This window comes from Metabacillus crassostreae (genome assembly GCF_016908395.1).
GTDB classification, from domain to species: Bacteria; Bacillota; Bacilli; order Bacillales; family Bacillaceae; genus Metabacillus; species Metabacillus crassostreae.
This window is the reverse complement of sequence record NZ_JAFBDU010000002.1, coordinates 92,893-118,849: the sequence shown is the minus strand read 5'-3', so window position 1 is coordinate 118,849 and position 25,957 is coordinate 92,893. Positions and strand designations below refer to the sequence as shown.

The 25,957-nt window shown below is 33.4% G+C and carries 27 protein-coding genes; 19 read left to right on the top strand and 8 right to left on the bottom strand.

The genetic code is table 11. The features are described 5' to 3' along the window. Positions 1-11: 11 nt before the first annotated feature. On the bottom strand, positions 12-803 hold the full coding sequence (locus tag JOC75_RS08545; RefSeq protein ID WP_204953654.1) for an HAD family hydrolase: 792 nt from the start codon (positions 801-803) through the stop codon (positions 12-14). A gap of 204 nt (positions 804-1,007) precedes the next feature. Between JOC75_RS08545 and cspD the strand changes: the two genes are divergently transcribed. From cspD to JOC75_RS08530, 3 genes are all read left to right on the top strand, one after another. Beyond that, the gene (cspD, locus tag JOC75_RS08540; protein ID WP_146948576.1) at positions 1,008-1,208 is read left to right on the top strand and encodes a cold-shock protein CspD; all 201 of its coding nucleotides are present in this window, start codon (positions 1,008-1,010) and stop codon (positions 1,206-1,208) included. A 335-nt stretch (positions 1,209-1,543) separates the two neighbouring features. After that, positions 1,544-1,963, top strand: a complete 420-nt coding sequence (locus JOC75_RS08535; protein WP_204953653.1) for a hypothetical protein — start codon at positions 1,544-1,546, stop codon at positions 1,961-1,963. 115 nt (positions 1,964-2,078) lie between these two features. Further along, positions 2,079-2,687: a TraR/DksA C4-type zinc finger protein gene (locus JOC75_RS08530; protein WP_204953652.1), complete on the top strand. Its 609-nt coding sequence runs from the start codon at positions 2,079-2,081 to the stop codon at positions 2,685-2,687. 102 nt (positions 2,688-2,789) lie between these two features. On the opposite strand, the gene JOC75_RS08525 is transcribed toward JOC75_RS08530, so the two are convergent. Continuing rightward, positions 2,790-3,086: an antibiotic biosynthesis monooxygenase family protein gene (locus JOC75_RS08525; RefSeq protein WP_204953651.1), complete on the bottom strand. Its 297-nt coding sequence runs from the start codon at positions 3,084-3,086 to the stop codon at positions 2,790-2,792. Positions 3,087-3,350: 264 nt separating this feature from the next. On the opposite strand from JOC75_RS08525, the gene JOC75_RS08520 reads away from it, so the two are divergent. Then, a complete protein-coding gene (locus JOC75_RS08520) occupies positions 3,351-4,529 on the top strand; it encodes an MFS transporter (protein ID WP_204953650.1) in 1,179 nt (392 codons plus the stop codon). 10 nt (positions 4,530-4,539) lie between these two features. After that, entirely contained in the window at positions 4,540-5,541 is a 1,002-nt protein-coding gene (locus JOC75_RS08515; protein WP_204954197.1) for a Gfo/Idh/MocA family oxidoreductase, read from the top strand. Between the two features lie 378 nt (positions 5,542-5,919). On the opposite strand, the gene gvpU is transcribed toward JOC75_RS08515, so the two are convergent. From gvpU to JOC75_RS08500, 3 genes are all read right to left on the bottom strand, one after another. Next, positions 5,920-6,339: a gas vesicle accessory protein GvpU gene (gene gvpU / locus JOC75_RS08510; RefSeq protein WP_204953649.1), complete on the bottom strand. Its 420-nt coding sequence runs from the start codon at positions 6,337-6,339 to the stop codon at positions 5,920-5,922. A 343-nt stretch (positions 6,340-6,682) separates the two neighbouring features. Then, on the bottom strand, positions 6,683-7,315 hold the full coding sequence (locus JOC75_RS08505) for a LysE family translocator (protein ID WP_204953648.1): 633 nt from the start codon (positions 7,313-7,315) through the stop codon (positions 6,683-6,685). 69 nt (positions 7,316-7,384) lie between these two features. Next, complete coding sequence (locus JOC75_RS08500) at positions 7,385-7,996, bottom strand: DUF6434 domain-containing protein (RefSeq protein ID WP_204953647.1); 612 nt, start codon at positions 7,994-7,996, stop codon at positions 7,385-7,387. Between the two features lie 149 nt (positions 7,997-8,145). On the opposite strand from JOC75_RS08500, the gene JOC75_RS08495 reads away from it, so the two are divergent. From JOC75_RS08495 to JOC75_RS08450, 10 genes are all read left to right on the top strand, one after another. Then, positions 8,146-9,504, top strand: coding sequence for a sigma-54 interaction domain-containing protein (locus JOC75_RS08495; RefSeq protein ID WP_204954196.1), 1,359 nt, complete (start codon positions 8,146-8,148; stop codon positions 9,502-9,504). 193 nt (positions 9,505-9,697) lie between these two features. After that, the gene (gene ablB, locus JOC75_RS08490; RefSeq protein WP_338036570.1) at positions 9,698-10,558 is read left to right on the top strand and encodes a putative beta-lysine N-acetyltransferase; all 861 of its coding nucleotides are present in this window, start codon (positions 9,698-9,700) and stop codon (positions 10,556-10,558) included. A gap of 393 nt (positions 10,559-10,951) precedes the next feature. Further along, positions 10,952-12,352, top strand: a complete 1,401-nt coding sequence (gene kamA / locus JOC75_RS08485; RefSeq protein ID WP_204953646.1) for a lysine 2,3-aminomutase — start codon at positions 10,952-10,954, stop codon at positions 12,350-12,352. Between the two features lie 33 nt (positions 12,353-12,385). Then, on the top strand, positions 12,386-12,658 hold the full coding sequence (locus tag JOC75_RS08480; protein WP_204953645.1) for a YokU family protein: 273 nt from the start codon (positions 12,386-12,388) through the stop codon (positions 12,656-12,658). Positions 12,659-12,683: 25 nt separating this feature from the next. Then, entirely contained in the window at positions 12,684-14,018 is a 1,335-nt protein-coding gene (locus tag JOC75_RS08475) for an aspartate aminotransferase family protein (RefSeq protein ID WP_204953644.1), read from the top strand. A gap of 33 nt (positions 14,019-14,051) precedes the next feature. Next, a complete protein-coding gene (locus tag JOC75_RS08470) occupies positions 14,052-14,738 on the top strand; it encodes a CoA transferase subunit A (protein WP_204954194.1) in 687 nt (228 codons plus the stop codon). A gap of 68 nt (positions 14,739-14,806) precedes the next feature. Beyond that, a complete protein-coding gene (locus tag JOC75_RS08465) occupies positions 14,807-15,469 on the top strand; it encodes a 3-oxoacid CoA-transferase subunit B (RefSeq protein WP_204953643.1) in 663 nt (220 codons plus the stop codon). 24 nt (positions 15,470-15,493) lie between these two features. Further along, on the top strand, positions 15,494-16,810 hold the full coding sequence (locus tag JOC75_RS08460; RefSeq protein WP_204953642.1) for a peptidase: 1,317 nt from the start codon (positions 15,494-15,496) through the stop codon (positions 16,808-16,810). A gap of 31 nt (positions 16,811-16,841) precedes the next feature. Next, complete coding sequence (locus JOC75_RS08455; protein ID WP_204953641.1) at positions 16,842-18,137, top strand: aminotransferase family protein; 1,296 nt, start codon at positions 16,842-16,844, stop codon at positions 18,135-18,137. Positions 18,138-18,386: 249 nt separating this feature from the next. Then, the gene (locus JOC75_RS08450; RefSeq protein WP_204953640.1) at positions 18,387-19,442 is read left to right on the top strand and encodes a hypothetical protein; all 1,056 of its coding nucleotides are present in this window, start codon (positions 18,387-18,389) and stop codon (positions 19,440-19,442) included. Between the two features lie 32 nt (positions 19,443-19,474). Here the strand turns inward: JOC75_RS08450 and JOC75_RS08445 are convergent, their stop codons facing one another. Beyond that, entirely contained in the window at positions 19,475-20,365 is an 891-nt protein-coding gene (locus JOC75_RS08445) for a 3'-5' exonuclease (protein WP_239589375.1), read from the bottom strand. A gap of 334 nt (positions 20,366-20,699) precedes the next feature. Here JOC75_RS08445 and JOC75_RS08440 point away from each other — a divergent pair, with 334 nt between their 5' ends. From JOC75_RS08440 to JOC75_RS08425, 4 genes are all read left to right on the top strand, one after another. Then, positions 20,700-21,419, top strand: coding sequence for a response regulator transcription factor (locus JOC75_RS08440; RefSeq protein WP_204953639.1), 720 nt, complete (start codon positions 20,700-20,702; stop codon positions 21,417-21,419). Next, positions 21,406-22,431: a sensor histidine kinase gene (locus JOC75_RS08435; protein WP_204953638.1), complete on the top strand. Its 1,026-nt coding sequence runs from the start codon at positions 21,406-21,408 to the stop codon at positions 22,429-22,431. Before JOC75_RS08440 ends, JOC75_RS08435 begins: the two co-directional genes overlap by 14 nt. 77 nt (positions 22,432-22,508) lie before the next feature. Further along, on the top strand, positions 22,509-23,429 hold the full coding sequence (locus tag JOC75_RS08430; RefSeq protein WP_204953637.1) for an ABC transporter ATP-binding protein: 921 nt from the start codon (positions 22,509-22,511) through the stop codon (positions 23,427-23,429). Beyond that, positions 23,422-24,153: an ABC transporter permease gene (locus JOC75_RS08425; protein WP_204953636.1), complete on the top strand. Its 732-nt coding sequence runs from the start codon at positions 23,422-23,424 to the stop codon at positions 24,151-24,153. Before JOC75_RS08430 ends, JOC75_RS08425 begins: the two co-directional genes overlap by 8 nt. A 224-nt stretch (positions 24,154-24,377) precedes the next feature. Here the strand turns inward: JOC75_RS08425 and JOC75_RS08420 are convergent, their stop codons facing one another. Further along, entirely contained in the window at positions 24,378-24,572 is a 195-nt protein-coding gene (locus JOC75_RS08420; RefSeq protein ID WP_204953635.1) for a hypothetical protein, read from the bottom strand. Between the two features lie 117 nt (positions 24,573-24,689). After that, on the bottom strand, positions 24,690-25,952 hold the full coding sequence (locus JOC75_RS08415; protein WP_204953634.1) for an erythromycin esterase family protein: 1,263 nt from the start codon (positions 25,950-25,952) through the stop codon (positions 24,690-24,692). Positions 25,953-25,957: the final 5 nt, after the last annotated feature.

Here is a 25,957-nt window from a genome sequence, read left to right as displayed (position 1 = left end):
TGAACACCTCCTTAAGAGATAACCCCAATTTTTTTCAGTCCATTATAGATACCAGAGTCAGAAACAGAAGTTGTTTGATGTTTTGCGTATTGTATTAAATCAGGATGTGCATTTCCCATTGCAAAGCCTTCTCCAACAATGGATAACATTTCTTTATCATTCATACCATCACCAAAAGCTACCGCATTTTCTTTATTAATGTTAAGAAGATCAAGGATATGCTGAACAGCTATGCCTTTATTTACATTATCACGTATAACATCATAGCAATGACGTAAACCATCAACATTCACTTGTGATAAATGGATGGAAGGTTCTTTTGTTTCATATAGCTTATGTTCATTTTCTTTTAGATTAATTAATGTTATACCAAGAATTTGTGATAGAAATTCTTCTGAAAAGCCATTGTTTTTATGTAAATGAAAAGCTTGAATAAATTCTTTTACAAGAGAGGCTTCTATATTAGAAAATACGTTTTTGTCATGTGTATATAAAACAAACTCATGATCGTTATCATTAGCTATTTTAACAAAATCCTCTACGGTAGATTTATTCATTGGCGTTTTAAAAATATCCTTACCATTATGAATCGCATATGCGCCATTATAACCAATAAGCGAAGTTATGTTTAATTCATTTGCAATAGTAGAAATTTCATGTAATGGACGACCGGTAGCTAAAAATACAGTAATACCCTTACTTTTGGCTACTCCAATTGCTTCCTTTGTTGATTCTTCAATTGTGTCATCCGGCTTTAAAATTGTTCCATCAATGTCTAAGAATAACAGTTGATAATTTTTCATTTGTCAGCTCCTGTATAACATTTTTAAGATAATCATAAATGAGTTTGTGATTTATAATTATTTTATCACAATTAGATATATAGAATCTTTTTTGTAGGTTTTTAAAAAAACTTTTTAAAAAGAGGTTTAAATTTTTTTATAGCGGTAATAATAATAAGCGAAAATGTAATAAAATTGTTTGATTGATTTAGGAGGAAAAGATTAATGGCACAAGGTAAAGTAAAATGGTTTAACTCAGAAAAAGGTTTTGGATTTATTGAAGTTGAAGGTGGAGATGACGTATTTGTTCATTTTTCTTCAATTCAAGGTGAAGGTTACAAAAGCTTAGAAGAAGGTCAAGAAGTTTCTTTCGATATCGAAGAAGGAAATAGAGGACCACAAGCTGCTAACGTTCAAAAAATATAAAACCAGACAAAAACCATATATCGTATGAGTCAAAAGGGTCTGACCCAGTTACAAAACATACATAGTGAGAACCGCTATTTTGTAACTGAGGGACAGGCCCTTTGGTTTTGTTTTATAACTTCAGGTCATCTCCCCATAATTAGTCAACCACAGCTCTCTTCGCTGAACGTGATTCTTTTATCACAGTTGAAATTCATCCAGATTTAGATCGATTCAAGGAAGCTTGTACTTTTGTTATTTTCTTTTTTATAACTTGATTGTACTTTTTCTACACCTATAAGAATAGGTTGTACTATGTATTCCTTTTGAAATACATGTAATGAGGAGGAAAAGGTATGAAAGTTGTCGATCAATTAAAAGCGTTTATTGTAGAACAAGATGTTATTCCTAAAAAGATGAACATCCATCCAGACGCACTGGAAGAGCTTGAGAATGAAAAATTTGTCTATATGATTTCCATAAATGCTGAAAATCCGATAAAACGATTTATGGGAATTGAACTCATTCCTACAGATAAAGTGAAATGCTTTGATATCGTTGAACAAGAGAACCAAACTGAGCAATGGATTGTAAAAAAAGAAGTCAAAAAAATAAAGCAAAAATATATGTCAGAGAAAAATGATTTCACTAAAGACATTAATCTGCTTTTTTCTTACATAGGCTATCTTGAAAGAGAGCTTGAGGATAAAACAAACTATCTTCGTTATTTGAAAGAAAGTAGCTCTTCAATAAAAACAGATGATGAAAAAGCCTAGCATAAGGCTTTTTTGTTTTGTATTAATTTTTATCAAGAAGATTGCCATTGTTTGAATTCTTCTAAAAAGGGAATTGTACAATAACACATTAATCAAGCTATAGGAGTGTTATTAAATGATTTCTTCACAACAATTAACTATATTGAGGAATAAATTAGAAGAAGAAAAACATAAACTAAAATCCACAATTCGTCATACAAAGGAAAAACAATCTACTGGGGAGTTATCTAGCTATGATAATCATCCTGCAGACATGGGATCAGAGCTATATGAAAAAGAATCAGATCTCGCAATTAATGATCATGTAAAAGAAGAGTTGAAAAAAATTGAAAAAGCAATACAGGCGATGAAAGAGGAAACTTACGGGAACTGTAAAGAATGCGGAAATTCTATCCCGTTTGAGCGTCTAGAAGCTGTACCAACCACATTATACTGTATTGATCACACCAAACAATCTGGAGCTCATCAATCTCGTCCTATTGAAGAGGAAGTATTAACCCCTACTTTTAATAATGAAAAGAGAAGTGATGAAATTAAAGATCATGAAGACAGCTTTGCTGAAGTAGCTAGATATGGAACAAGTGATACACCAGCAGATTATACTGGTGATGAAGAAAATTATCAGGATCAGGTTGAAAATGAAAATTTTATGGAAGACTTTAACAAGGATATAGGTAATGATATAAAGGGAAAGCAAACAATCGTGTTCCATAATAAAAAATAGTTGCTCATGGAAAAGACCACTTTAGTTCGATAATTAAAGTGGTCTCTACTGTGATATTTAAGAAGGTAAACAACATGCTAAAACCATTTTGTAAAACATCACTTAGTTAAGTTCAACCTTTTCGAAATGTTCAACAGTAGGAAATGGTTCATAAAAACGATGTAAAAGCTCTTTCCACTGTAAATATTCAGGAGATCTTCTAAAACCGTCTGTGTGGTCTTCGAGTGTTTCCCAAGTAACTAAAAGAAGATATTTCCCCTCAACTTCCAAACAGCGCTGGAGCTCGTGGCTACAATAGCCCTTCATTGTACGAATTATTCCAGAAGCCTGTCGAAAGGCCTCTTCATATTCAGCTTCTAATCCCTTTTTAACATGAAGCATTACAGCTTCCAAGATCATACTATCACACTCCAAAAAGTAACATACAAGTTTATACATCTAACATATATTCTTTAAGTAAGTATTCTATATAAATGAGGATATCCCCTTTACATTTTAACAAAAGTTATATTTATAACTTACAATCATAGATTTTATGTTTTATAATATAATAACAACCTAATAACAAAAATAACAAAATGGAGGTTATATAAAGCATACTTAAACTGTAAGAGTGTTGAATTGTTTATTACATCTTGCAAATACATAATAAAGGAATAATTTATGATCATACAAAATCAATTACTATCTTTAAGAATGTTCATGTTTTTTGTAAGTGCAATTGGATCAATGGTTGTAAGTTTTCTACCAATATATTTTCAACATAAAGGATTTTTAAGCTCACAAATAGGTTGGTTTTTAGCAATAGGTCCATTTGTAGGGTTAATTGCACAGCCTTTATGGGGATATGCAAGTGATAAATATAAAACTGTCAAAAGGGTTTTATTTGCTTGTTTAGTCGGCTTTTTACTAAGTGTTATTTGGATTTTTCAAATCGATTCATTTTTGTGGATTATAACCGCAGGAATCTTTTTCTTCTTCTTTTTCTCACCATTACATCCTTTGGCTGATAATCTCGCAAAAAGACAGGCACAAATTCATTCTGTTACATTTGGATCCATTAGGATGTGGGGTTCAATAGGTTTTGCGATTGTGTCTTTAGTAAGTGGATTTCTACTTACAGAGTTTGGAATTGGTTTCTTAGTCATACCAGTCACTGTTTTTACGGTTATTACATGTTTCTTAGCCTTGCTTTTATCTGATACAAAGGCTGGTACTAAAAAAGTGAATTATAAGGATATTGGAGTCTTGTTTAAGGACCCAACTTTGCTTGTTTTCTTTTTCCTTACGGCGCTTGTGTTACTAACACACAGAACAAGTGATTCGTTTATCAGCTTGTATTTATTTGAAATAGGCGGAAACGAAATGCTAGTTGGATGGATCTGGTTTATTGGGGTATCTAGTGAAGCATTATTGTTTTTCCTAAGTGCAAAATGGTTTAGAGCTTCAAGTCCGATATTTTATATTATTATCGCATCATTTCTTTATTGTATAAGATGGGTTTTGACAGCTTTTGCACAAGATCCAACAACGCTATTAATGATTCAGGTATTGCATGGCATCTGTTTTGCGATTGTGTTTTTAGGAGCACTTGAATATTTATATAAAGCAATTCCAGAAGAATTACAAGCAACAGGTCATATGGTGTTTGTAGGTATCACTTTTGGAATTACAGGGATTGTTGGTTCATCAATAGGTGGTGTTGTATTTGAAAATTATGGTGGCAAACTACTTTATCTTTTATTAGCTATATCTTCATTTATAGGTTTTATAGGTTTTATCTTGTTTTACTTAAAAGAGAAAAAAACAGGATCAAACAAAGTAAATATACCAATTAATTAGAGGAGGAAAAATATTGAATAAGCTTACTTGGGGAATACTTGGCTGTGCTGACATTGCGGTGAATGCATTCATACCTGCAATACGTCAATCAAAATTTAATGAACTGAAAGCGATATCAAGTAGGAGGATTGAAAAGGCTCAAGAAACAGCACGTGATAACAATATCCCATGTGCATATGGAAGCTATGAAGAGCTATTACAGGATCCAGAAATTGAAGCAGTGTATATACCTCTTCCAAATCATTTACATAAGGAATGGTCAATGAAAGCAGCTGTAGCAGGCAAGCATGTGCTTTGTGAAAAGCCTATTGCCTTGAATGCAGGAGAAGCAGAGGAATTAGCATCTTTCTTTCATGAAAGAGATTTATTATTAGGTGAGGCATTTATGTATCGTCATCACCCACGATTTGATCGAATAAAGGAGATAGTTAATTCAGGTGAACTTGGTACAATTAGAGGTATACATGGAACCTTTACATTTAATAATGCCAACGATAAAGGAAATATAAGATATCGCTCTGATTGGGGTGGAGGATCTTTATATGATATAGGTTGTTATGTAATAAATTCAGCTAGACTAATTTTGGAAAAAGAACCAGAAGCGGCTACTGTACACGGGTTTTTCTCAGAAGAGCATGGTAATGTTGATATGATGGCATCAGGCTTACTTGAATTTCCAGATTCTATTGGAGTAACCTTCATGTGTGGAATGTGGGCAGAGTTTCAAAATACACTGCAAATTGTTGGGACTGATGGAACGATTTACATCCCGTCCTCTTTTGTTTGTTCATCTGAAGAAAAATCAAGTTTCTCAGTAACAAAAAAAGGGGAAGAAAGACTAGAGCATTTTCCACCAGTAAATCAATATACATTACAACTTAATGATTTTGCTAACAGTGTTCGTCAAAGAACACCATTAGCATTTGAAGTAGAAGACGCTATTTTAAATATGAAGGTTTTAGATGCTTGTTTAAAATCAGCGAAGGAAAAGATAAAAGTTCAAATAAATTAAAGCAATCTAAAAAGGAGGCTGGGACATAATTAAAGATGTCATACATAAAGACGAATAAATCTAAATTCAATTAAGTTGAAAGAAACAAGTTCGTTCCATTGCGCTGCAGACATAAGATTCGCCGGGGAGGAAGCTAAGCCTCCTCGGCGCAAGCGCCTGTGGGGTCTCAGCCTTTCCTCTGCACCCGCAGGAGTCAAATCTCTTCCGCTCCATTCCACTAGTTCTTAAAAATAGTATGCAAAATCAAAAAGTCTATTGAAGACAGCAATTAAAAACCCGAAATATTAGGCGAATAATTAATTGAAATATCTCCTAATATTTCGGGTTTATCATTAGTTTAAATACTTATGTCCCAGCCTCTTTTTGTGTTTGATTCTTTTACTTAAGATCATTAACTGAGAATCCGTCAATTGAAGAAATCCTTCCGCGCCACCATGTTCCGTAATGACTAGGAGAATTTTCATTATTTAAATAGACAGCATTTTTCAAGTGAATAAAAGTTAATGGAGTACTCTCTGATTCTTCTTCCTCTTCTTTCTGTTTAGCATAATCCCCTTTTAAATCACTGAATTTTTTTGCGATAATTTTAGACATTGTACTATCTTTAAGGTTTTTGGAGGATTCAGTAACTCCTTCATAATAGTTCGTTGCACTTATTAAAGTACCTGATATAACCACTCCATTTATACAGAGGGTCAAATCTAACTCGATTCCATCTTGCTCAACTAAATCTAGAAACATAAGTATAATTGCATCGTCAGTACTTACTTGATCCTGCTCTTTGTTTTTTTTTGTCATAAAAAATACACCTCTCAATTTATTTAAGTATTTATATCATGCCCTTAAATAGATAGTTCATAAATGAGGTGTAATATTTAACATGGATTTTTTATTTCATCCTATAGATTAGGCTATTTAAAGGTGGCATCTATATGTTGAAAACTATCTTTGTTAAGTCCTAAAAGGCTGTTTTCGTAAACTTTGTTTTTTTAGAATACTGGTGGAATTAACTCTGTACAAAGTCTAATGCTATCTTTTCTTCTACAAATCGCACCTTTTATGAGATAACACACTGATTGCTAAAAGTAATTACGTCTAAAGTTACTATCTTTCAGAAAAGAGCTTTAAGAAATAACAAATATTAGTTAGCTTTCGCATTTAACAGCTTAAGTCCCATTGCAATAAATACTATGCCAGTTAGGCGATTCAATATTAATTCAGCTTTTAGGTTTTTTCTTAATTTTATTGTGGCCATTGAGGTAAAATAAGCAGTAATTATACTCCATAGTCCTCCAGTAAATGTGAATGTTAGTCCTAAAATAATAAATGGTATTGGGCTTGTCACGTCTGAGCTAGTTTTTATAAATTGCGGCAAAAATGCTAGAAAAAAAAGTGCTACTTTAGGATTTAGAACATTTGTAAGCATTCCTTGGAGAAATATTTTCTGATTATTTTGCTTGGGTAAAGAAGTGTTTTTATTCTCGGATTTTTTTTCAATAATCATCTTTATACCTAAATATGCTAAATAAATAGCTCCAATGATTTTGATTGTGTTAAAGAGAAAAGCTGATTGAGCCAAAATTAACGAAAGTCCAAATGCAGCAAGTAAAGTATGTATGACTAATCCAGCTATTATACCTATTGCTGAAATAATACCTGCGGTTCTTCCTTGGGAAACACTTCTACTTACAATATACATTGTATCTGTACCTGGAGTTAAGTTTAGTAAAATAGCTGCAAGTAGAAAAACCTCAAAATTAGTAATTCCGAACATCGTGTTTCTCCTTCCATTTATTATAGATTTCTTTCTTATTATTTTTTCCGAATGTTAAATTCTGTTGCTTTAGCTTTCTGAATATAATGATGAAGGACCTTCTTTTAGTTTACATTTATTTTTCGCATAAACATTATCTCCGGGAAGCGATTTAATTGTTTTCCATGCCTTTATAGCATCATTTCTTGACTTCCCTTTGTTAATAGGATCATTAAAAAAGTCTCGGGTGAACTGATTATATTCAAATTGTGGTCCAATCTCCCGCTTGTAACCAGGCTCTTTTTTACGTTTTTCTTCTTGTTTCCATGCATGAACAACATCTCGGTATGTTTTGCCAGTATTACTTTTCATGTATTCCTGTATATATGTAGAAAAGTGGAAGTTAGGTAGTACTGTTTTGAAAAAAACTCGAAGATCTTGACTGAATTTTATATCAACTGAAATGACTGTATCAAGACTTAATTTTTCAAAGTCAGCTTTTTTTAATAGTTTATTTTTTTTCCTTGTTGGAGCTTGTTTTTTTCCTGTTGTTAAAAATAATTCTATTCGTTTTGTCAAGTCAAGCTTTGAGCCACTTGTGCTTAATTCATGGGTTCTACAAAACTCCTGCAGTTCTTTTTTTAACCAATAGTAGTTTGTGAATTCTAGTATAGTCATTTTTGTACTTAGTTCTGGCCGCATATACAAACACCCCCTATTAATAAAAGGAACACTAGTTCTCTTATATTCAACCATAAAAATCTATATATGTAAATATTTATAAAATGTTTTATAGAGGAAACTAAAGAGGTGTTATATAGTTGATATTAAAATCATTTGAAACAAAACAGATGTTAGAAGCTATTTTAGGTAGTATTGACGAAGCTATTCATGCGGTAAATTCAGAGGGCATAACGATTTTTTATAATAGTGTCGCAGCACAGCATGATGGAATAGAGATCGAAGAAGTCTTAGGAAAGCATGTACTCGATGTATTTCCATCTTTAAATAAGCAAACAAGTACACTTTTGAAAGTAATTGAGACAGGTAAGCCGATCTATCAGCAAGCACAAACGTACAAAAACTCTAATGGGCAATTAATTGATACAGTAAATACAACGTTACCGATCGTTGTGAATGAACAAGTTGTAGGTGCTGTAGAGATTGCAAAGGATTTAACAAAGATTAAAGAATTAGCACAGAAATTATTAGAGCTTCAGGCGAAAGTAAATAATCAAAAAAGTAAACCTACTTCAATTATGGGGGCAAAATATAACTGGAATGACATTATTTCAGGTAGTAAAAGTATGGATAAAGTGATTGAACTTGGTAGAAAGGCAGCTAAAAGCTCTTCACCAGTTATGGTTTACGGTGAAACAGGAACAGGAAAGGAACTACTTGTTCAATCTATTCACAATGCTTCCCCACGTAATAAAGGACCTTTTATTGCTCAAAACTGTTCTTCTTTACCAGAATCTCTGCTTGAAAGTATTTTATTTGGAACAAAAAAAGGTAGCTTTACTGGTGCAATTGATCGAGCTGGTTTGTTTGAGCTTGCTCACGGTGGAACGCTCTTTCTCGATGAAATTCATACAATGCCTTTAGAATTCCAAACAAAATTATTAAGAGTACTCGAAGATGGAGTTATTCGAAGAGTAGGTGGTATTGAGTCGTATATGGTTGATGTTAGAGTAATTGTTGCTATGAATGAGCACCCCTTATTGTGTATGAAGAAAAAAATCCTTCGTTCAGATTTATATTATCGTTTAAATGTATTTTTTGTTGAACTGCCACCTCTTAGAGAAAGGGAAGAAGATATTATACTTTTGATTCATCATTTTATAAAAAAATATAATTATCAATTTAATAAGCTAGTTCTAAAAATTGAGCCCAAAGCAATAGAGCAGTTAAAAATTTACCAATGGCCTGGTAATATTCGTGAGCTTGAACATTGTATAGAATTTGCCATGAATATAATTGAAGAAGATGATGATGAAATAAAACTTCAGCATCTTCCAGATAATCTTATTGTAATGAAAAAAATGGGAAAGGGGAGTGGAAAACCATTTAAATTATTAATTGAAGAAACAGAGAAAAAATTAATTCAACAAGCTTTATTGGAAACCAAAGGTAATGTTCAAAAAGCTTCAAAGATGTTAGAGCTCCCTAGACAAACTTTGCAATATAAAATCAAAAAGTATGACGTATAAATTGCCTTTGCTTGAAGATATAGTACTAAAAATATAAAGGTTGATTGAGTGAAAGGCATGAAATTTCTGCGTGAGGAGCCTGTCCAATGAAATGCCTGTAACGGGAAATCAACAAGAATGTTTAACAGAGCCAATGGATATTAAACCAAATTAGGAAGCATCTTTAAGAAAAGATATTTGAGGAAGGGGTATGATGATGAACCATACAGCTGAAACGAAAATTATCAAGGGTGAAGATTATTATCTAGAAGTGTACCTTGATTATTTTAATGAACGAATTCGAGTCGATAATTACCGGGGAAATATGACAAGTATTGTACAGAAAATAAATGAGTTAGCTGAACCAGATAAATTCTCAAAAATTATTTTTTATTGTCGACAGGATCACTGGAGGAAATTGCTACCATTAGGCTTTGAATTAGAGGCAATAATAGATGGCTACTTTAATGGTACAGACAATTATATTTTAACTTATTATAAAAAGGTAAATAGAAGAGAAAGTAGTACGTGGATCGAAGAAGACCAGATTATTAATAGAATCATAACAAATCAGAAATCAACTGATAAAGTAACAGATCCACCGTGTCAATATCATTTTAGAAAAGCTATTTCTGAAGATGCAGAAAATCTTGCAAAATTATATAAACATGTATTTGCTATATATCCAACGCCTATGAATGATCCCCAATATATTAAAAAGATGATTTGTAACGGAACTATATTTTATGTTGTTGAGGCAAAGAATGAGATTGTAAGTGCAGCATCAGCTGAAAAAAACGTCATATTTCATAATGCAGAATTAACAGATTGTGCCACATTAGCAGAACATAGGAAGTACGGACTTATGAAGAAGCTGCTAATATTTTTAGAAGGTGATTTAAAAAATGAAGGAATTTATCATGTTTATTCTATTGCAAGAGCACAATCTTATGGAATGAATGCTGTTTTTTATCAATTAAATTACAAATACAACGGAAGACTCACAAACAACTGCTATATTTTTAATCAATTAGAAAATATGAATGTATGGGTAAAAGATCTTTCTTTAAAATAGTTTCAGGTTATTCAAGATCTGCCGAGTTTTGATGAATGCCGAATGTTGAGCAAATTGTTAAATAGAGCTGAAAGAAGGAAAAAATTCAATTAAAAATCAGTTTTGAGGTTTTTTGTTAAACATAGTAATAACAAAGTAGTGCCTAATATTCGGCGATATTTTGTTTTTTCATGATGATCAGAGTTCATATAAATAGTAGTCCTTCATTTGTTAAGTTTATTTATGACATATTTATGATAGTTATCTGCAATACAACATCATTGATATCTTTCTTTAGTGTTGTTGCATATTTAAAAGTAGTTTTAGTTTGACTGAAATTCACCTCCACTGTTTGTGTTGGCATGAAACTTGCTTAATATAAGCTGACCAACATAATTTAGGGAGGAATGTAATATGTGGCAGGATTTATATAAACCAAATCGTCATTGGAAGGAAATTGAATTATGGAAGGATGTACCAGATGACAAATGGAATGATTGGATCTGGCAATTAACTAATACAATTCGTACTCTTGATGATTTAAAAAAGGTCATCAATTTAACTCCTGAAGAAGAAGAAGGGGTACGAATTTCTACGAAAACTATACCACTAAATATTACTCCATACTACGCAGCGTTAATGAATCCCGATGATACAAGATGTCCCATTCGAATGCAATCTGTGCCAATTGGTGAGGAAATTCATAAAACAAAATATGATTTAGAAGATCCTTTAGAGGAGGATGAAGATTCGCCAGTAGCTGGGTTAACCCATCGTTATCCTGATCGCGTGTTATTTCTAGTTACAAATCAATGCTCAATGTATTGTCGTTACTGTACTCGCCGACGATTTTCAGGGCAAATTGGTATGGGTGTGCCCAAAAAACAATTGGACGGAGCAATTGAATATATAAGAAACACACCAGAAGTACGTGATGTGCTTTTATCAGGTGGTGATGGATTATTAATTAATGACAATATCCTTGAGTATATTTTAAAGAATTTACGTGAAATCCCTCATGTTGAAATTATTCGAATTGGAACAAGAGCTCCAGTTGTTTTTCCACAGAGAATTACAGAAAACCTATGCAATATATTAAAAAAGTATCATCCAGTATGGCTTAATACGCATTTTAATACATCAATTGAAATAACCGAGGAATCAAAGCGTGCGTGTGAAATGCTTGTAGATGCTGGTGTGCCTGTTGGTAATCAAGCAGTCATCTTAGCTGGAATCAATGATAGTGTAGCAATTATGAAAAAGCTCATGCATGATTTAGTGAAAATTCGGGTGCGCCCTTATTATATTTATCAATGTGATTTATCTGAAGGAATTGGGCATTTTAGAGCCCCAATTTCAAAAGGTTTAGAAATTATTGAAGGGTTAAGAGGTCATACAAGTGGCTATGCAGTACCTACATTTGTTGTTGATGCTCCTGGTGGTGGAGGGAAAATCACTCTACAGCCAAATTATCTAATTTCGCAAAGCCCAACTAAAACAGTTCTCCGCAATTTTGAAGGTGTTATCACTACTTATCCTGAACCGGAAAATTATGTGGCAGGTCGTGGTGATGAATATTTCCAACAAATTTATCAAAATCAAGATATGAGTTTGTCACAAACTGGAATAAGTTCTTTACTAAATGACCAAAAACTGAATCTTGTACCGAATTCACTTGAACGCTATGATCGCAGACAAAGCTTTCAGGAAAGTTCAACGTATTCCTCCTTAAAGGATAAGCGAGAAAAACGTGATGAGTTAAAAGAAAAGAAATATCAAGCTCAATTAAAAAAGCAAAACAAAGATGATGATTGAAAGTCTTAGCTAAGAAAAAGGGGGCGATTAAGGATGAAATGTGAGTGGTGTGGCAAATCAGATGTGAAGGAATCGGAAAATACAGTTTATTGGGAGCTTCCTGATGGTACTCGAGCAATTGAAATAACAAATACTCCGGCAATAAGTTGCAGCTTATGTGGGATGGAGTATCAAACTGAAGAAAGAATTGAAGAGCTTGAAGATCATCTATTATTAATTGATACCTCTAAGATAGATAAAGTCATTTCATATGAAAAACTTATGCTTCAACCAAAATTATTAAAACGTAATTATTTCAAATTTTAAGTAAGTACATGAGGTGGTTTGGTATATGAAATCATATTTGATTAAGCCTAACTTGACCGAAAGCTATCCTTTAGTTACACATGGTAAAGGAATTTATCTATATGATGATACAGGCAAACAGTATATAGACGGATCTTCTGGTGCGGTCACCGCTAGTATTGGTCATGCAATTCCAGAAATAATTGACGCGATGCATTCTCAAGCTAAGCATGTTTCTTTTGTTTATCGATCTCAATTCACTTCAGATCCTGCAGAAAAGCTAGCTTCAAAACTTAATCAGCTTGTTTGTGCTAAAGAGGATTATTGGTCTTTTTTTGTAAATAGTGGATCTGAAGCTACAGAAACAGCACTTAAGGTAGCTCTTCAATATTGGCAGGAGCAGGGGAAAAACAAAAAGCAAAAGATCCTTTCTCGCTGGGTTAGCTATCATGGCATAACGATAGGTGCTTTATCGATGTCAGGACATGTGAGTAGACGTGAACGTTTTGTAGCATTGTTAGAGGATTACCCGACAGTAACTGCTCCATATTGTTATCAATGCTCTTTACAATTAATTCATCCCACATGTCAATTGGCATGTGCAAAAGAATTAGAAACCGCAATTTTAAGAGAAGGTGCTGAAAACATTGCAGCCTTTATTGCAGAACCAATTGTAGGTGCAGCAGGAGGAGTTATTATTCCTCCACAAGGCTATTATGAGCAGATAAAAGAAATTTGTGATCGTAATCAAATTCTGTTTATTTCTGATGAAGTGATGACAGGAATGGGTCGAACAGGAAAAATGCTCGGGTTGGATCATTGGAATGTTAAAGCAGATATTATTGCGCTTGGTAAAGGGATGAGTGCCGGCTATGCACCTATAGCTGCAACATTAGTAAGTGAAAAAGTAATGACTCCTATATTAGAAGGATCTAATTCTATAATGAGTGGTCATACGTATAGTGCAAATCCTCAATCAGCTGCTTCAGCTTTAGCGGTTCTTACGTATATAGAAGAACATTCTTTACTGGATTTAGTGAAAATAAATGGAGAATATTTGCTTGATGAACTAAGAAATGCTTCAAAATCAATAGACATAATTGGAGAGGTTAGAGGAAAAGGACTTCTAATTGGTGTTGAATTTGTTTCAAATAAAGATACTAGGATGCCTTTTAGTAAAGATATTTCAATAACTAATTATGTTGTACAAAAAGCCAAAGAAAAGGGACTTCTCATTTATCCTTCTTCAGCAGGAAAAGAGGGAGCTTATGGAGATGCGGTTATTATCTCTCCTCCATTTATTATTGTAAAACATGAAATAGATCAGCTTGTTAAGCTTTTTATAGAAGCTGTTTTAGAGGTAGAAAGTGAACTGTCCTAATAAGGAGGGATTAATGTGAGAGAGTCTATTCAGATGAAAGGGAAAAGTAAGGTAGGTGATTTAGATGGAGCACTAGCCTCAATAAATGATCATTGTTCAGTCATGTTTGGTGGATTTGGAGGAATTGGTAATCCGCCAACAATCATCAATGGGCTGTTAGAAAAGGGTGTAAAGAATTTAACATTAATCGGAAATGATGCAGGATTTCCTAACATTGGTATAGGCAAACTTGTTAGTCAGGGGCGTGCTAAGAAATTAATTGTTTCACATATTGGCTCAAATCCTATTGCTGGAAAATTAATGCTCGAAGATAAGCTAATGGTGGAATTTAGTCCACAAGGAACATTAGCTGAAAGAATTCGAGCAGGTGGTGTTGGAATAGCAGGGATCTTAACAGATATAGGTGTAGGTAGCATGGTGGAACAGGGAAAACAAAAAACAATAATAAATGAGCAAGAATATTTAGTCGAAACAGCTTTAACTGCAGATGTTTCGATAGTATACGCGAAAAAAGCTGATACCTTTGGAAACCTTATCTATGAAACTAGTGCTAGAAACACAAATCCTCTTGTTGCAATGGCAGGAAGCTATACAATTGCAGAAGTTGAAGAAATTGTAGAAGTAGGTGAACTCGACCCAGAAGCAATCATCACACCTGGTGTTTATGTAGACCTTGTTATTCAAAGCAAAGGAATTGATTGGAAGTGGGCATGGGAGTAATTGTGGTGCCTGTCACTTCCCGGGTTTTGTCGAATAATAGCTGATGGCAAGGAGGTCGAGAAAAAGATATGGATTCAAAAATTGATATAAGAAATCGAATAGCAAAGCGTGCAGCTGAGGAAATTCAGGATGGGATGATTGTGAATTTAGGGATAGGAATACCATCACTCGTTCCAGATCATCTACCAAATTCTTTACATGTAATGTTTCATGCGGAAAATGGGATCTTAGGAATTGGTAAATCTCCAAAACAAGGTAAGGAGGACCCGATGTTATGTAATGCAGGAGGATTTCCTGTAACGACAATTCCTGGAGTTTCCTACTTTGATAGCTCCACTGCATTTGGCATGATTCGTTCAGGGTATTTAGATCTCACAATTCTTGGTGGACTAGAGGTTAGTGAGAAGGGTGATTTAGCAAATTGGATCGTTCCAGGTAAAAGAGTTCCGGGGATTGGCGGGGCAATGGAATTAGCACAAAAAGCAAAAAAAGTAATCGTTGTTATGAATCATTGTAATAAAAATGGCGAATCAAAAATTGTAGAAACATGTACATTACCTTTAACAGCAAAGAAATGTGTAAATATGATTATGACAGATAAGGCTGTTATAGAAGTTACAAAGCATGGATTGCTTTTAAAAGAGGTAATGAGTCCAAATACATTAGAGGAAGTTATGATAAATACAAATGCTCCTTTACTCATCTCAGAGAATATTAGAACGATACACTAGCTTACAAAAAAGGAGTGTAGTCAATTGGATCAACAAAGAAAATTGGTAAAAGAAGAAATACACAAGTGGCTATCAAGTAATCGTGAAGATGGTATTAATCTATTAAGAAAGTTAGTGCAGGCTAGTAGTACTCAAAAAAATGAAAAAGTCGCTCAAGAGATCGTGATTGAGACAATTAAAAAAATAGGCTTGGAAATAGATATATGGGAACCAGACGGAATGCAATTGCAAACACATCCCTTTTTTGCTTGTGATAGAAATGAATTTAAAGAAAGTCCAAATGTTGTTGGCATCTTAAAAGGATCTGGTGGGGGAAGGTCTATCATTTTAAATGGTCATATAGATGTTGTGCCAGCAGGAGATGTTAGTCAATGGGCAGATGATCCATTCAGTGGAAAAGTCGTTGAGGGGAAGCTTTATGGTCGAGGATCAACTGATATGAAAGGAGGAAACGTAGCATTATTATTAGCGATTACTGTTATTCGTGAACTAGGTATTCAATTAAAGGGAGATGTTATTTTTCAAAGTGTTATAGAAGAAGAGAGTGGTGGGCTTGGTACATTAGCTGCAATAGAGAGAGGATATGTAGCTGATGCAGCTATTATTCCTGAGCCTACAAATATGAAAATATTCCCGAAGCAACAAGGCTCAATATGGTTTAGAATATCAGTTCATGGTCGTTCAGCCCATGGTGGTACACGTTATGAGGGGGTAAGTGCGATTGAAAATGCCTTTGATGTAGTTAAACACATTGGAGAGTTAGAGAAACATAGAAATAATAGAATTAAAGATAATCTTTATAAAAATATTCCGATCCCAATTCCTATTAATATCGGAAAAATTGAAGGTGGAGATTGGCCATCATCAGTAGCTGATTTAGTGAAATTAGAAGGTAGAATGGGAATCTCTCCTGATGAAACAATTGAGGAAGCTAAGAACGAAATGACTAACTGGTTAAAAACTCTACCCATGAAAAATTCCTGGTTCGACAATAACCCGGTAGAAATAGAATGGTTTGGGGCAAGATGGGTTCCTGGAACAATCGATTTAGATCATAAATTAATGAAATGTTTATCAAGTAGCTTTATTGATGTTACAGGAGAACAAGCCATAATTGAGGCCTCTCCCTGGGGTACAGACGGTGGCTTACTAACAAATGTCGCAGCAACACCAACCATCGTCTTTGGTCCGGGAAAAACAGAAAAAGCTCATCATCCAGATGAATACATCGAATTAGATAAACTATTTGAAGCAGCGGAAATTATAGCTTTAACTGTTGTGGAATGGTGTGGTGCCTGTCACGCCCTGCTTTTTGTAGATAAATGTCGAAGGGATCTATGACTTAATACAATAAAGAAAGAGTGATGAAACAATGGATGAAATTCGAGAGCTTGAGGAGTTAGATAAGAAGCATTTTTTACATCCAACATCATCGATTGAGCAGCAGCAAACATTTGGGCCTACCTTTATCTTTAAAAAAGGAAATGGTATTTATCTTGAAGATCTTAAAGGTAATAGATTGATAGATGGAATGTCATCATTATGGAATGTGAATGTTGGACATGGAAGGTTAGAGCTTGGAGAGGTTGCAAAGCAACAAATGATGAAACTTGCTTATAGCTCCTGTTTTGCTACCTTCAGCCATGAACCAGCCATACGACTGGCAGCTAAACTTGCAGAAATATCACCTGGAGATTTAACTGCTACCTTCTTTACATCAGGAGGCTCTGAGGCGAATGATACTGCCTATAAGCTAGCTCGACATTATTGGATCCTTAAAGGGGAGCCAGAAAGAAAGAAAATTATTTCAAGAACAAGGTCCTATCACGGGGTTACTTTAGGTGCTACAAGTGCGACTGGTTTAAAACCTTTTCGTGATTTCACGAATTCTTTAGCAACTGATTTCTGCCATGTGGATTCTTCAAAATCAGAAGCATTAAAAGAATTAATAGAAAAAGAAGGACCTGAAACAATTGCAGCATTTATTGCAGAACCTGTTCAAGGAGCTGGAGGAGTCCACATTGCTGAGGAAATTTACTTTAGAGAAATAAAGAAAATTTGTGCACAGTACGGTGTTTTATTTATTACAGATGAAGTGATTACAGGATTCGGAAGAACAGGGAAATGGTTTGCAATTAACCATTATGGAGTTGTCCCTGATATGATGTGCTTTGCGAAAGGAATAACTAGCGGCTATGCTCAGCTCGGTGGTGTTATGATTTCTAAAGATATGTTTCAAGCGTTTAAGGAGAAGTCATCAGGAACTTTATTACATGGATACACCTACAGTGGTCACCCCATGGCTTGTGCAGTTGCTTTGAAAAACATTGAATTAATTGAGGAAGAACAACTTATAGATAACGCTAAAGGAATGGGTGCTCATCTTTTAAACGGATTAATAAAGTTAAAAGCTAACCATAACAATATTTCAGAGGTAAGAGGGTTAGGGTTAATGGTGGCGATCGAATGTAAGTCTAGAAGTAATAGCTCCTTATCATCATTAATTGTAGAAAAAGCACAACAAAAAGGTCTTATATGTAGATCAGTTACGTTTGATGGACAGGACACTATTGTGTTAGCACCACCACTAATCATTAATTTTGATGAAATACAGAGGGTTGTATCTATCCTTAATGAAGCATTTACAGAGGTTCGAGATTGTAACTAACCATGGGTAAATGTATTGTTTAACAAGAATAACATTTTTTATAAACAGTTTTGTCTATAAAAAATGTTAATAGACTTAACTCTATACAATTTTTAAATTTTAAAAAATCAAAGCAAAAAGTTCACAAAAATATAGCCTACTATAAATAGACATAATTTTGTAAAAAATTTCCCATACTCCTTCAATTTTTAGCAACGAACCTAAGGTATACTTTAGATATATAGATGATTAAGCAAGGAGGAGTTCTACATGTTTGCTTTACGAAGAAAGAACTTGTTATTAGTTGGTTTTCTACTAGCACTAATTGTTATTTCTAATTTTCTTATTTATCGTTTGGATTTTATGCAACCGCTACCAAAAGAAGTGGCATTAGGTTCATTAATAGATCTTATGGTTGTGATCCCACTTCTTATTTATTTCTTCTTAATGAAAAAGAAGTGTTCATTAAAATATATGCTTCCATTGGCGTTTGCCGGCTATGGTGTAGCGTTACTAATTATTCCTAATGGCTTTTTGTCTTCATACTCATTTGTAAAATATATAGTAATCGCTGGTGAAGGAGCATTTCTATTAGTCGAATTTTATATTGTTGTCAAATTGTTGAAGAATTTACCCTCAATCATAAGATATATGAAAAAACTTGATCTACCATTCTTTCAAAACCAGATATCACAATCCTTATCAAGACATTTAAAATCATCATCACGTTTAGTAGATATTATAGCGTCAGAAATTTCGATGTTTTATTATAGTTTATTTTCTTGGAAAGCTAAACGAGTTACACCAAAAGAACATCAGCAAATATTTACTTTTCATCAAAAAACAAGTGTGATCGCTTTATATATAATGCTCATACATGCCCTTGTTATTGAAACTATTGGTTTACACTTTTTATTGCACAATTGGAATGAAATAATTGCTTATATTTCACTCGCTCTTAATATTTATACTCTAATTTTTATTTTAGGGGAAATCCAAGCAGTCCGTTTGAATCCCATTGTACTATCAAAAAAACACCTTTATTTGCAAGTAGGTTTAGGGAAAGGACTCTCAATTCCACTTGAATGTATTAAATCGATTACTCCTTACGAAGGACCTGAAGTTTTATCTACAATAGAAACTAAAGAAGTTTTTGATGCTGTTCTTCCTGATTTAACGAAAGAAAAACCTGCATTTGAAATTGAGCTATATACACCGATTGAAGCAAAATTCATGTATGGTTTTAAGAAAAAGGTAACAAAAGTTCATCTTCGTCCTGATGACCCACAAGGATTTTATGATGCATTATCAGAAAAAATTAACTGAAGGCTGCTTATGTACTCAGCCTTCTTTTTTTATTATAGTGTTGGTTCTCCTATCATTTGTTTAAGTGGTTTTAGGAGATGATCATGGAACATCACAATTTTAGATTGATACAGTAAATGTTCTTCATATTGAGAAAGAATTTCGCCATATAAAGTAATAATAATCTCCGCGCTAACTATGTTTTCTTCAGTAAACAGTCCGCTTCGATTCACAACGATATTTTGATATTTTTCAGCCATTCTTTTTAAAGGCTTTACTAATTTTTTTACATCTTTCAGTCGATATAAATCTCTTAATTGCTCACTTAAAATAGAAGAATCTTTCACCAATTCCTGTGCTAGAAAGAAATTAAGGTCTTTTAAGTTATATAAACTAAGATCATTTTCATCATTAAAGATAAACTGTTTTAGCATAATTATGTCAGATTCAATTGACTGATTTAAGAATGCTAAATAAATACGTAACGTGTTATACGCATCGTACATCGGGTTGTGAGCTTCTCCGATAAATGGTAAATAATAAAGTGATAATGCATCTTCAACACTTACATTCCTTTTTGCTACTCTCTTTTTAAACGTAGCTTGGAAGTCTATATAGTTATTTTCTATTTTTCTTACAGTACGTGGAGGAATTGCATGAAGTATAGAATCGAATTTTAATCTTGATAAGTCACTTGTAGACCAAGAAAAGTAGCGAGCTTTTTTTACCCCACCAATCCAATGTATAAAGTGATCAAACACACTCTTGAAATCATGTGCATTAGCTAATTGTTCATCATGGATACCTGTTAACGTTTTGCAAAATTCGGAAAGAGGATCTGAATTTTTTGGTTTAATAAATTGATCGAAGAAATCCATTTTCTTTGTTTCAAGATCATATTTTACTGCACCTAAACGAATGGCTTCCATTTTTTCATATGGCATTCCTTAATCAGAACATATCATTTCAAAATCGAAAAACACAAAATATTTTATACCTGCCATCCGCTTCACCTCCATTCAGTCATTATAAAAGGGATAATTATAGAGTGGAAGTACTAATTATTGTAAATTCAGCGGATTTGACTTGAGCTGCAGAATAATTCAGTCAATATTCATCAATACTGCAAGCTATCATATGCTTTAAAATATTAATTTAGACGATGAGATTAATACGAGTATCGAAATTTGTCGAATATTTAAGCTCTTAATTCATTTACAAATTACGGTAAAATAAGAAGGTAATAGATAATATAAGTTAGTAGAAACAGGTGGAGAGATGTCTTATATACGTGTGCTTATTGCTGATGATGAAAAAGAAATTAGAGATTTACTGAAGGCTTATCTTGAGAGGGAATTTTACGATGTTGATGTTGCTTGTAACGGGGAAGAAGCACTAACTTTATTTAATCAAGCTACATACAATTTACTAATTTTAGATGTGATGATGCCTAAAATTGATGGTATCCAAGTATGTCAAAAAATTAGAAGTAGCTCGAATGTACCTATACTAATGTTAACGGCTAAAGATGATGAAATTGATAAAATTATTGGGCTAACTATTGGAGCCGATGATTATATAACAAAGCCATTTAGTATAAATGAGGTTGTCGCAAGAATAAAAGCATTAATGAGGAGATTTCTAGTTCTAGGTAGTGAATTGACTAAACAGGAAGCTTCTAGCATCGTACATTTTAAAGGATTGTCGATTGATTTGAAGAAGTATACAGTTTGTGTTAATAATCAGGAAATATCCTTAACTGCAAAAGAACTGGATTTACTAAAGCTATTTATGACACATCCAGAACAGGTTTTTACAAAATCACAACTGTTCCGTCAGGTATGGGATAACAATTATATAGAAGATGATAATACGGTAATGGTCCATATTCGTAAACTCCGTAAAAAAATTGAGGATGATCCATCAAATCCTAAATATATTCAAACAGTCTGGGGTATAGGTTATAAGTTTGTAGGTGAAAAAGATGAAGTTCGATAAAGTAACAATATTGTTAAGCTTTCAGTGGATCGTAATGACGGTCCTTTTTATTATGTTTAAAGATGTTAAAGCATACACCATTTTACTATTTTTAGTCGTAAGTGTTATTTCATTCACGCTACTGAATATCCATTTGAAATTTCGAAAAAGATTAAGTGAACTGAATGTTGAATTAACGCGAGCTAGAAAAGGTCATTTCCATTCCAGACTATTAGCGAACGATGATCATCTTGTTAACGATATAATTTTTTCATTAAATGAGCTTATAGAACAATTGGAGAATCTACAGTCTGATAAAATCAAATCTGAAGCGGCAAGGAAGAGTCTTTTATCAAGTATATCTCATGATATTCGTACTCCTCTTACATCTATTATCGGTTATATTGACGCAATTAAGGATGATATTGCGGCAACACAAACAGAAAAGGAAGAATATATAGAAATCGTTTCAAAAAAGTCAATTCAATTAAAAATTTTAATCGAGGAGTTATTTAATTTAGCAAAGTTAGATGCTGATGAATTACCAATGAATTTCAAACAAGTAGATTTTGCAGAAATAACTAGAGAAATATTGATTGAGTTTCTTCCGCAACTAAAAAGTTCAGGAATAAAGATAGAGGTAGAAATTCCTGATTCTGCTTGTACTATTACAGCAGATCAATTTAGTGTTGTAAGAATTTTAGAAAATCTCATTAAAAACGCTATTCAATATGGACTGCAAGGAAAAGTGTTAGGGGTGACACTTCTTGATGTTGATTGTGAATATCAGTTGACAGTATGGGATAAAGGTCCAGGCTTATCAAAAGAAGACTTGGAATATGTATTTGAAAAGATGTACCGTGTTGATTCTTCAAGGAATCTTTCATCTGGTGGAAGTGGTTTAGGACTTGCGATTGCAAAGAGCTTAACTGAAAAAAATAACGGGAGGATATGGGTGAAAAGCACGCCATTCTTTTTAACGAGCTTTACTATAGCACTACCTAAGAGTGAAAGTTATCCAATTAAGAAATAGTTAAGAATTAGTTAAAGGGCAGTTAAAAACTCCTGCTTATACTAAGATCATAAGCTAATAGAAAGCAGGTGATTGGTATGGAAACAATTATAAAAACAATAGATTTAACTAAGGAATATGGTAAACAAAAATCTGTTGATTCCCTCAATTTAACAGTTAAAAAGGGAGATATTTATGGATTTCTTGGGCGTAATGGAGCTGGAAAAACAACAACCATTCGTATGCTTCTTGGATTAATAAAGCCTTCATTAGGGGAGATTGAGCTTTTTGGAGAAAAATTAGAAAATAATAAGAAACAAATATTACGCAGAATTGGATCAATTGTTGAAGTGCCAGGTTTTTATGAAAATCTGACAGCAAAAGAGAACTTACTAATTAATGCAAAAATTATGGGTGTTCATAAAAAGAATGCGATAGAAGATGCCCTAGAAATTGTCAGCTTACACAAGGAACCGAAAAAGCTAGTTGGCAATTATTCTTTAGGAATGAAACAAAGATTAGGCATTGCAAGGGCACTCTTGCATTATCCTGAACTTTTAATCTTAGATGAACCAACAAATGGCTTAGATCCAATTGGTATTAAGGAAATGCGTAAGCTTATTAAAACATTAGCAATGGAGAGGAATATGACCATCTTTATTTCTAGTCATATTTTATCAGAAGTTGAACAGTTAGTTGATCAGTTGGGAATTATTCATGAAGGTAAGCTCCTTGAAGAGATTTCTTTTGATCAGCTTAGAAAAAGAAATCGTAAATACCTTGAATTTCAAGTAAACGATGAAAATAAAGCAACGATGCTTCTTGAAAAACATTTTGATATAACAGATTATGAAGTACATGATGATGGAATTATCCGCATTTATTCACATATAGGGATGCAAGGCAATTTAAATAAAATGCTAATCGAGCATCAGATAGAAGTTACAAGATTAACAATGAGTGAAGATCGACTAGAAGAATATTTCACAAAGTTAGTTGGAGGTGGCACAATTGGTTAATTTATTAGTAACAGAAGTATTAAAGCTAAAAAGATCAAGGATGTTTTTAATAAGTATTATTGGTGCTGCAGTAGCGCCATTTATGGTTGTTGTTGCCTCCTATATACACATGCATACAAAAGCAAATGTATATGTAGCATTTGATGAGTTGTTTTATCAAACCAACTTGTATACTGTATTGGTACTAGGCGTACCATTATATGGTGTTGTAACAGCTTATCTTATAACCAGAGAGTATACAGAGGATACGCTGAAAAATCTTTTAACAATTCCAGTATCTCGTTCTAGCTTTTTGTTAAGTAAAATTACTTTGTTGTTTTTATGGATTTGTTTGTTAACATTTGTAGCATGGAGCTTAGCGGTAGTTCTAGGGTTGATTTTCCAATTTAAAGGTTTAAACTCTGAATTACTCTTGCAGTCAATTAAACAATTTAGTATTGGTGCTGGCTTGTTGTTTGTCCTCTCATCACCGATTATATTTGTCACTTTAGTATCAAAAAGTTATGTACCAACAATTATTTTTACAATTGTGATCACAATGTTAAATGTAATGGGCGGAAGTTCAGAGCATAGAGGGTTATTTCCGTGGGCAGCTGCAGGAGATATTTCTAATCATACTCTGCTACCAACATATGATCCGGCTGTTTCATATATCATAATTACGCTTACTTCGCTCGTAGGATTTATTAGCTCATTTGTCTATTTTAGAAGAGTTGATGTATAAGTTTAAATTGTTTGCCTTGTCGCAGTCTATTGTTAGTCTAATCGAAAAAAGGAGGCTTGTACAAAATTTAAGAAATCATCCATTTAATAGCAACAAAACCTAAAATTCTATTAAAGACAGCAAATAAAGACCCGAACAAATAGGTGAAAGATTAATTGAACTATCACCTAAAAATTCGGGTTTATCTTTTAATTTAAATACTTATATCTATCACAAAATCTTTATTATCCTCTAACACGTAGCAGCCAATTTACAAACGGTGGTACTTTACGATCCACAACTTTCAATTCATCCAGTATTAGTTTTTCTTTATGATCTTCTATCCAATTTTGTAATTCTCTTTTAGAATCAATTTGAGTATAGTATGTTTCTCCACATTTTCCAATAGCATTTACAACATACCTACATGTGTTTCCCATAAGTGCCCACCTTTTAGCTTTAAGTGTTATATATCCTATTAAGCATTATAACAAGGTGAGATTTTATTTCTAGACTTTACTTTTAAAAATTTTGGGAGTAGAATGGTATATTTTATTTTATAAAAATACCTCCTTAACATCTAATGGTTGAAGAGCTTTTGAATTATTGATGTAAACAAATGCGTCATAACGGTCTGACATAACAGATGGTACATAGTTGCCGTACTGTTCATATTGAGGATTATAGACAACCCCAATTGCCCTGTGCCCAATTGGCTGGCTGAAAAGATACCGATTTTCTTGAGTAAACAACAGTAGTTTATTGGATGGACCTGCTTTATGCATAGCATCTTCCCAGCTGCCTTCCTGAGCGGGAGGAGTAATCATGTTTTCAAGATTAACTCCCCATTGATCAGCTGCTATTACTGTCCCTCGATGAGTACCGAAACCAACAATTAGCACCTTATTATTGCCTTTTTGTTCACGAAGTAGCTGGCCAACATTCACAACACCTTGATTTGCCATATCTGTTGCACGTGCATCTCCAACATGAGTATTATGTTCCCAAACAATTCCTTTTGCTTTTTCACCATGAAATTGTTCAATTTTGTGAATTACTTCTACCATATGTTGATCACGAATATTCCAGGATTGGTTATCGTCTAGCACCATTGTTCGATAGTAATTTTCAGCGTTTGCTGTAATAAGTGCATTAATTTCTATGTTTAAACTGCTTTCTTCATTATCTTTAAAAGTATGCTTATTTAAAGAAATTTCTGTTAAAAGTTTTGTTACCTCTTCATGGCATCCTTCAGAATAAAAAGCTGCTGAAATACCATATTTCTCAGGTTTGCGGTTAAATGGATCGAAGCATGAAAAGGTTTGTTTTGCTTCTTCGACAAGGGAAGAATTTGTTTTTTCTAAGTAAGAAATAATTTCATCCATTGACTCCCAGAGTGAGTATATATCTATACCGTAAAATCCAACTTGTTTTTCTTTTAGCTGCTTCATATTATGCTCTTTCAACCACTCAATGAGTTCGATCATTTCTTCATTTGCCCACATCCAAGTAGGCCAGCGATTAAATGATTTTAATACTTCACGAGCATCTTTGAACTTTTCGTCAAAGCCTTTTATATATCTGTTTACTTTTTGACATGCTGGCCAGTCACCTTCTACTGCTAAAAACGTGAAGCCTTTTTCAGTAATTAGTTTTTTTGAAATCTCGGCTCTTTCTTTGTAGTATTCTGATGTTCCATGTGATGATTCCCCTAGTAATACTAGACTTTGTTCGTTAACTGTATTTAATAGAAAATCATAATCATTAGCTGTTCTTAACGGTATAGCATAATCTTTTATAGATTGAATTAGTTGTTTCATGATTA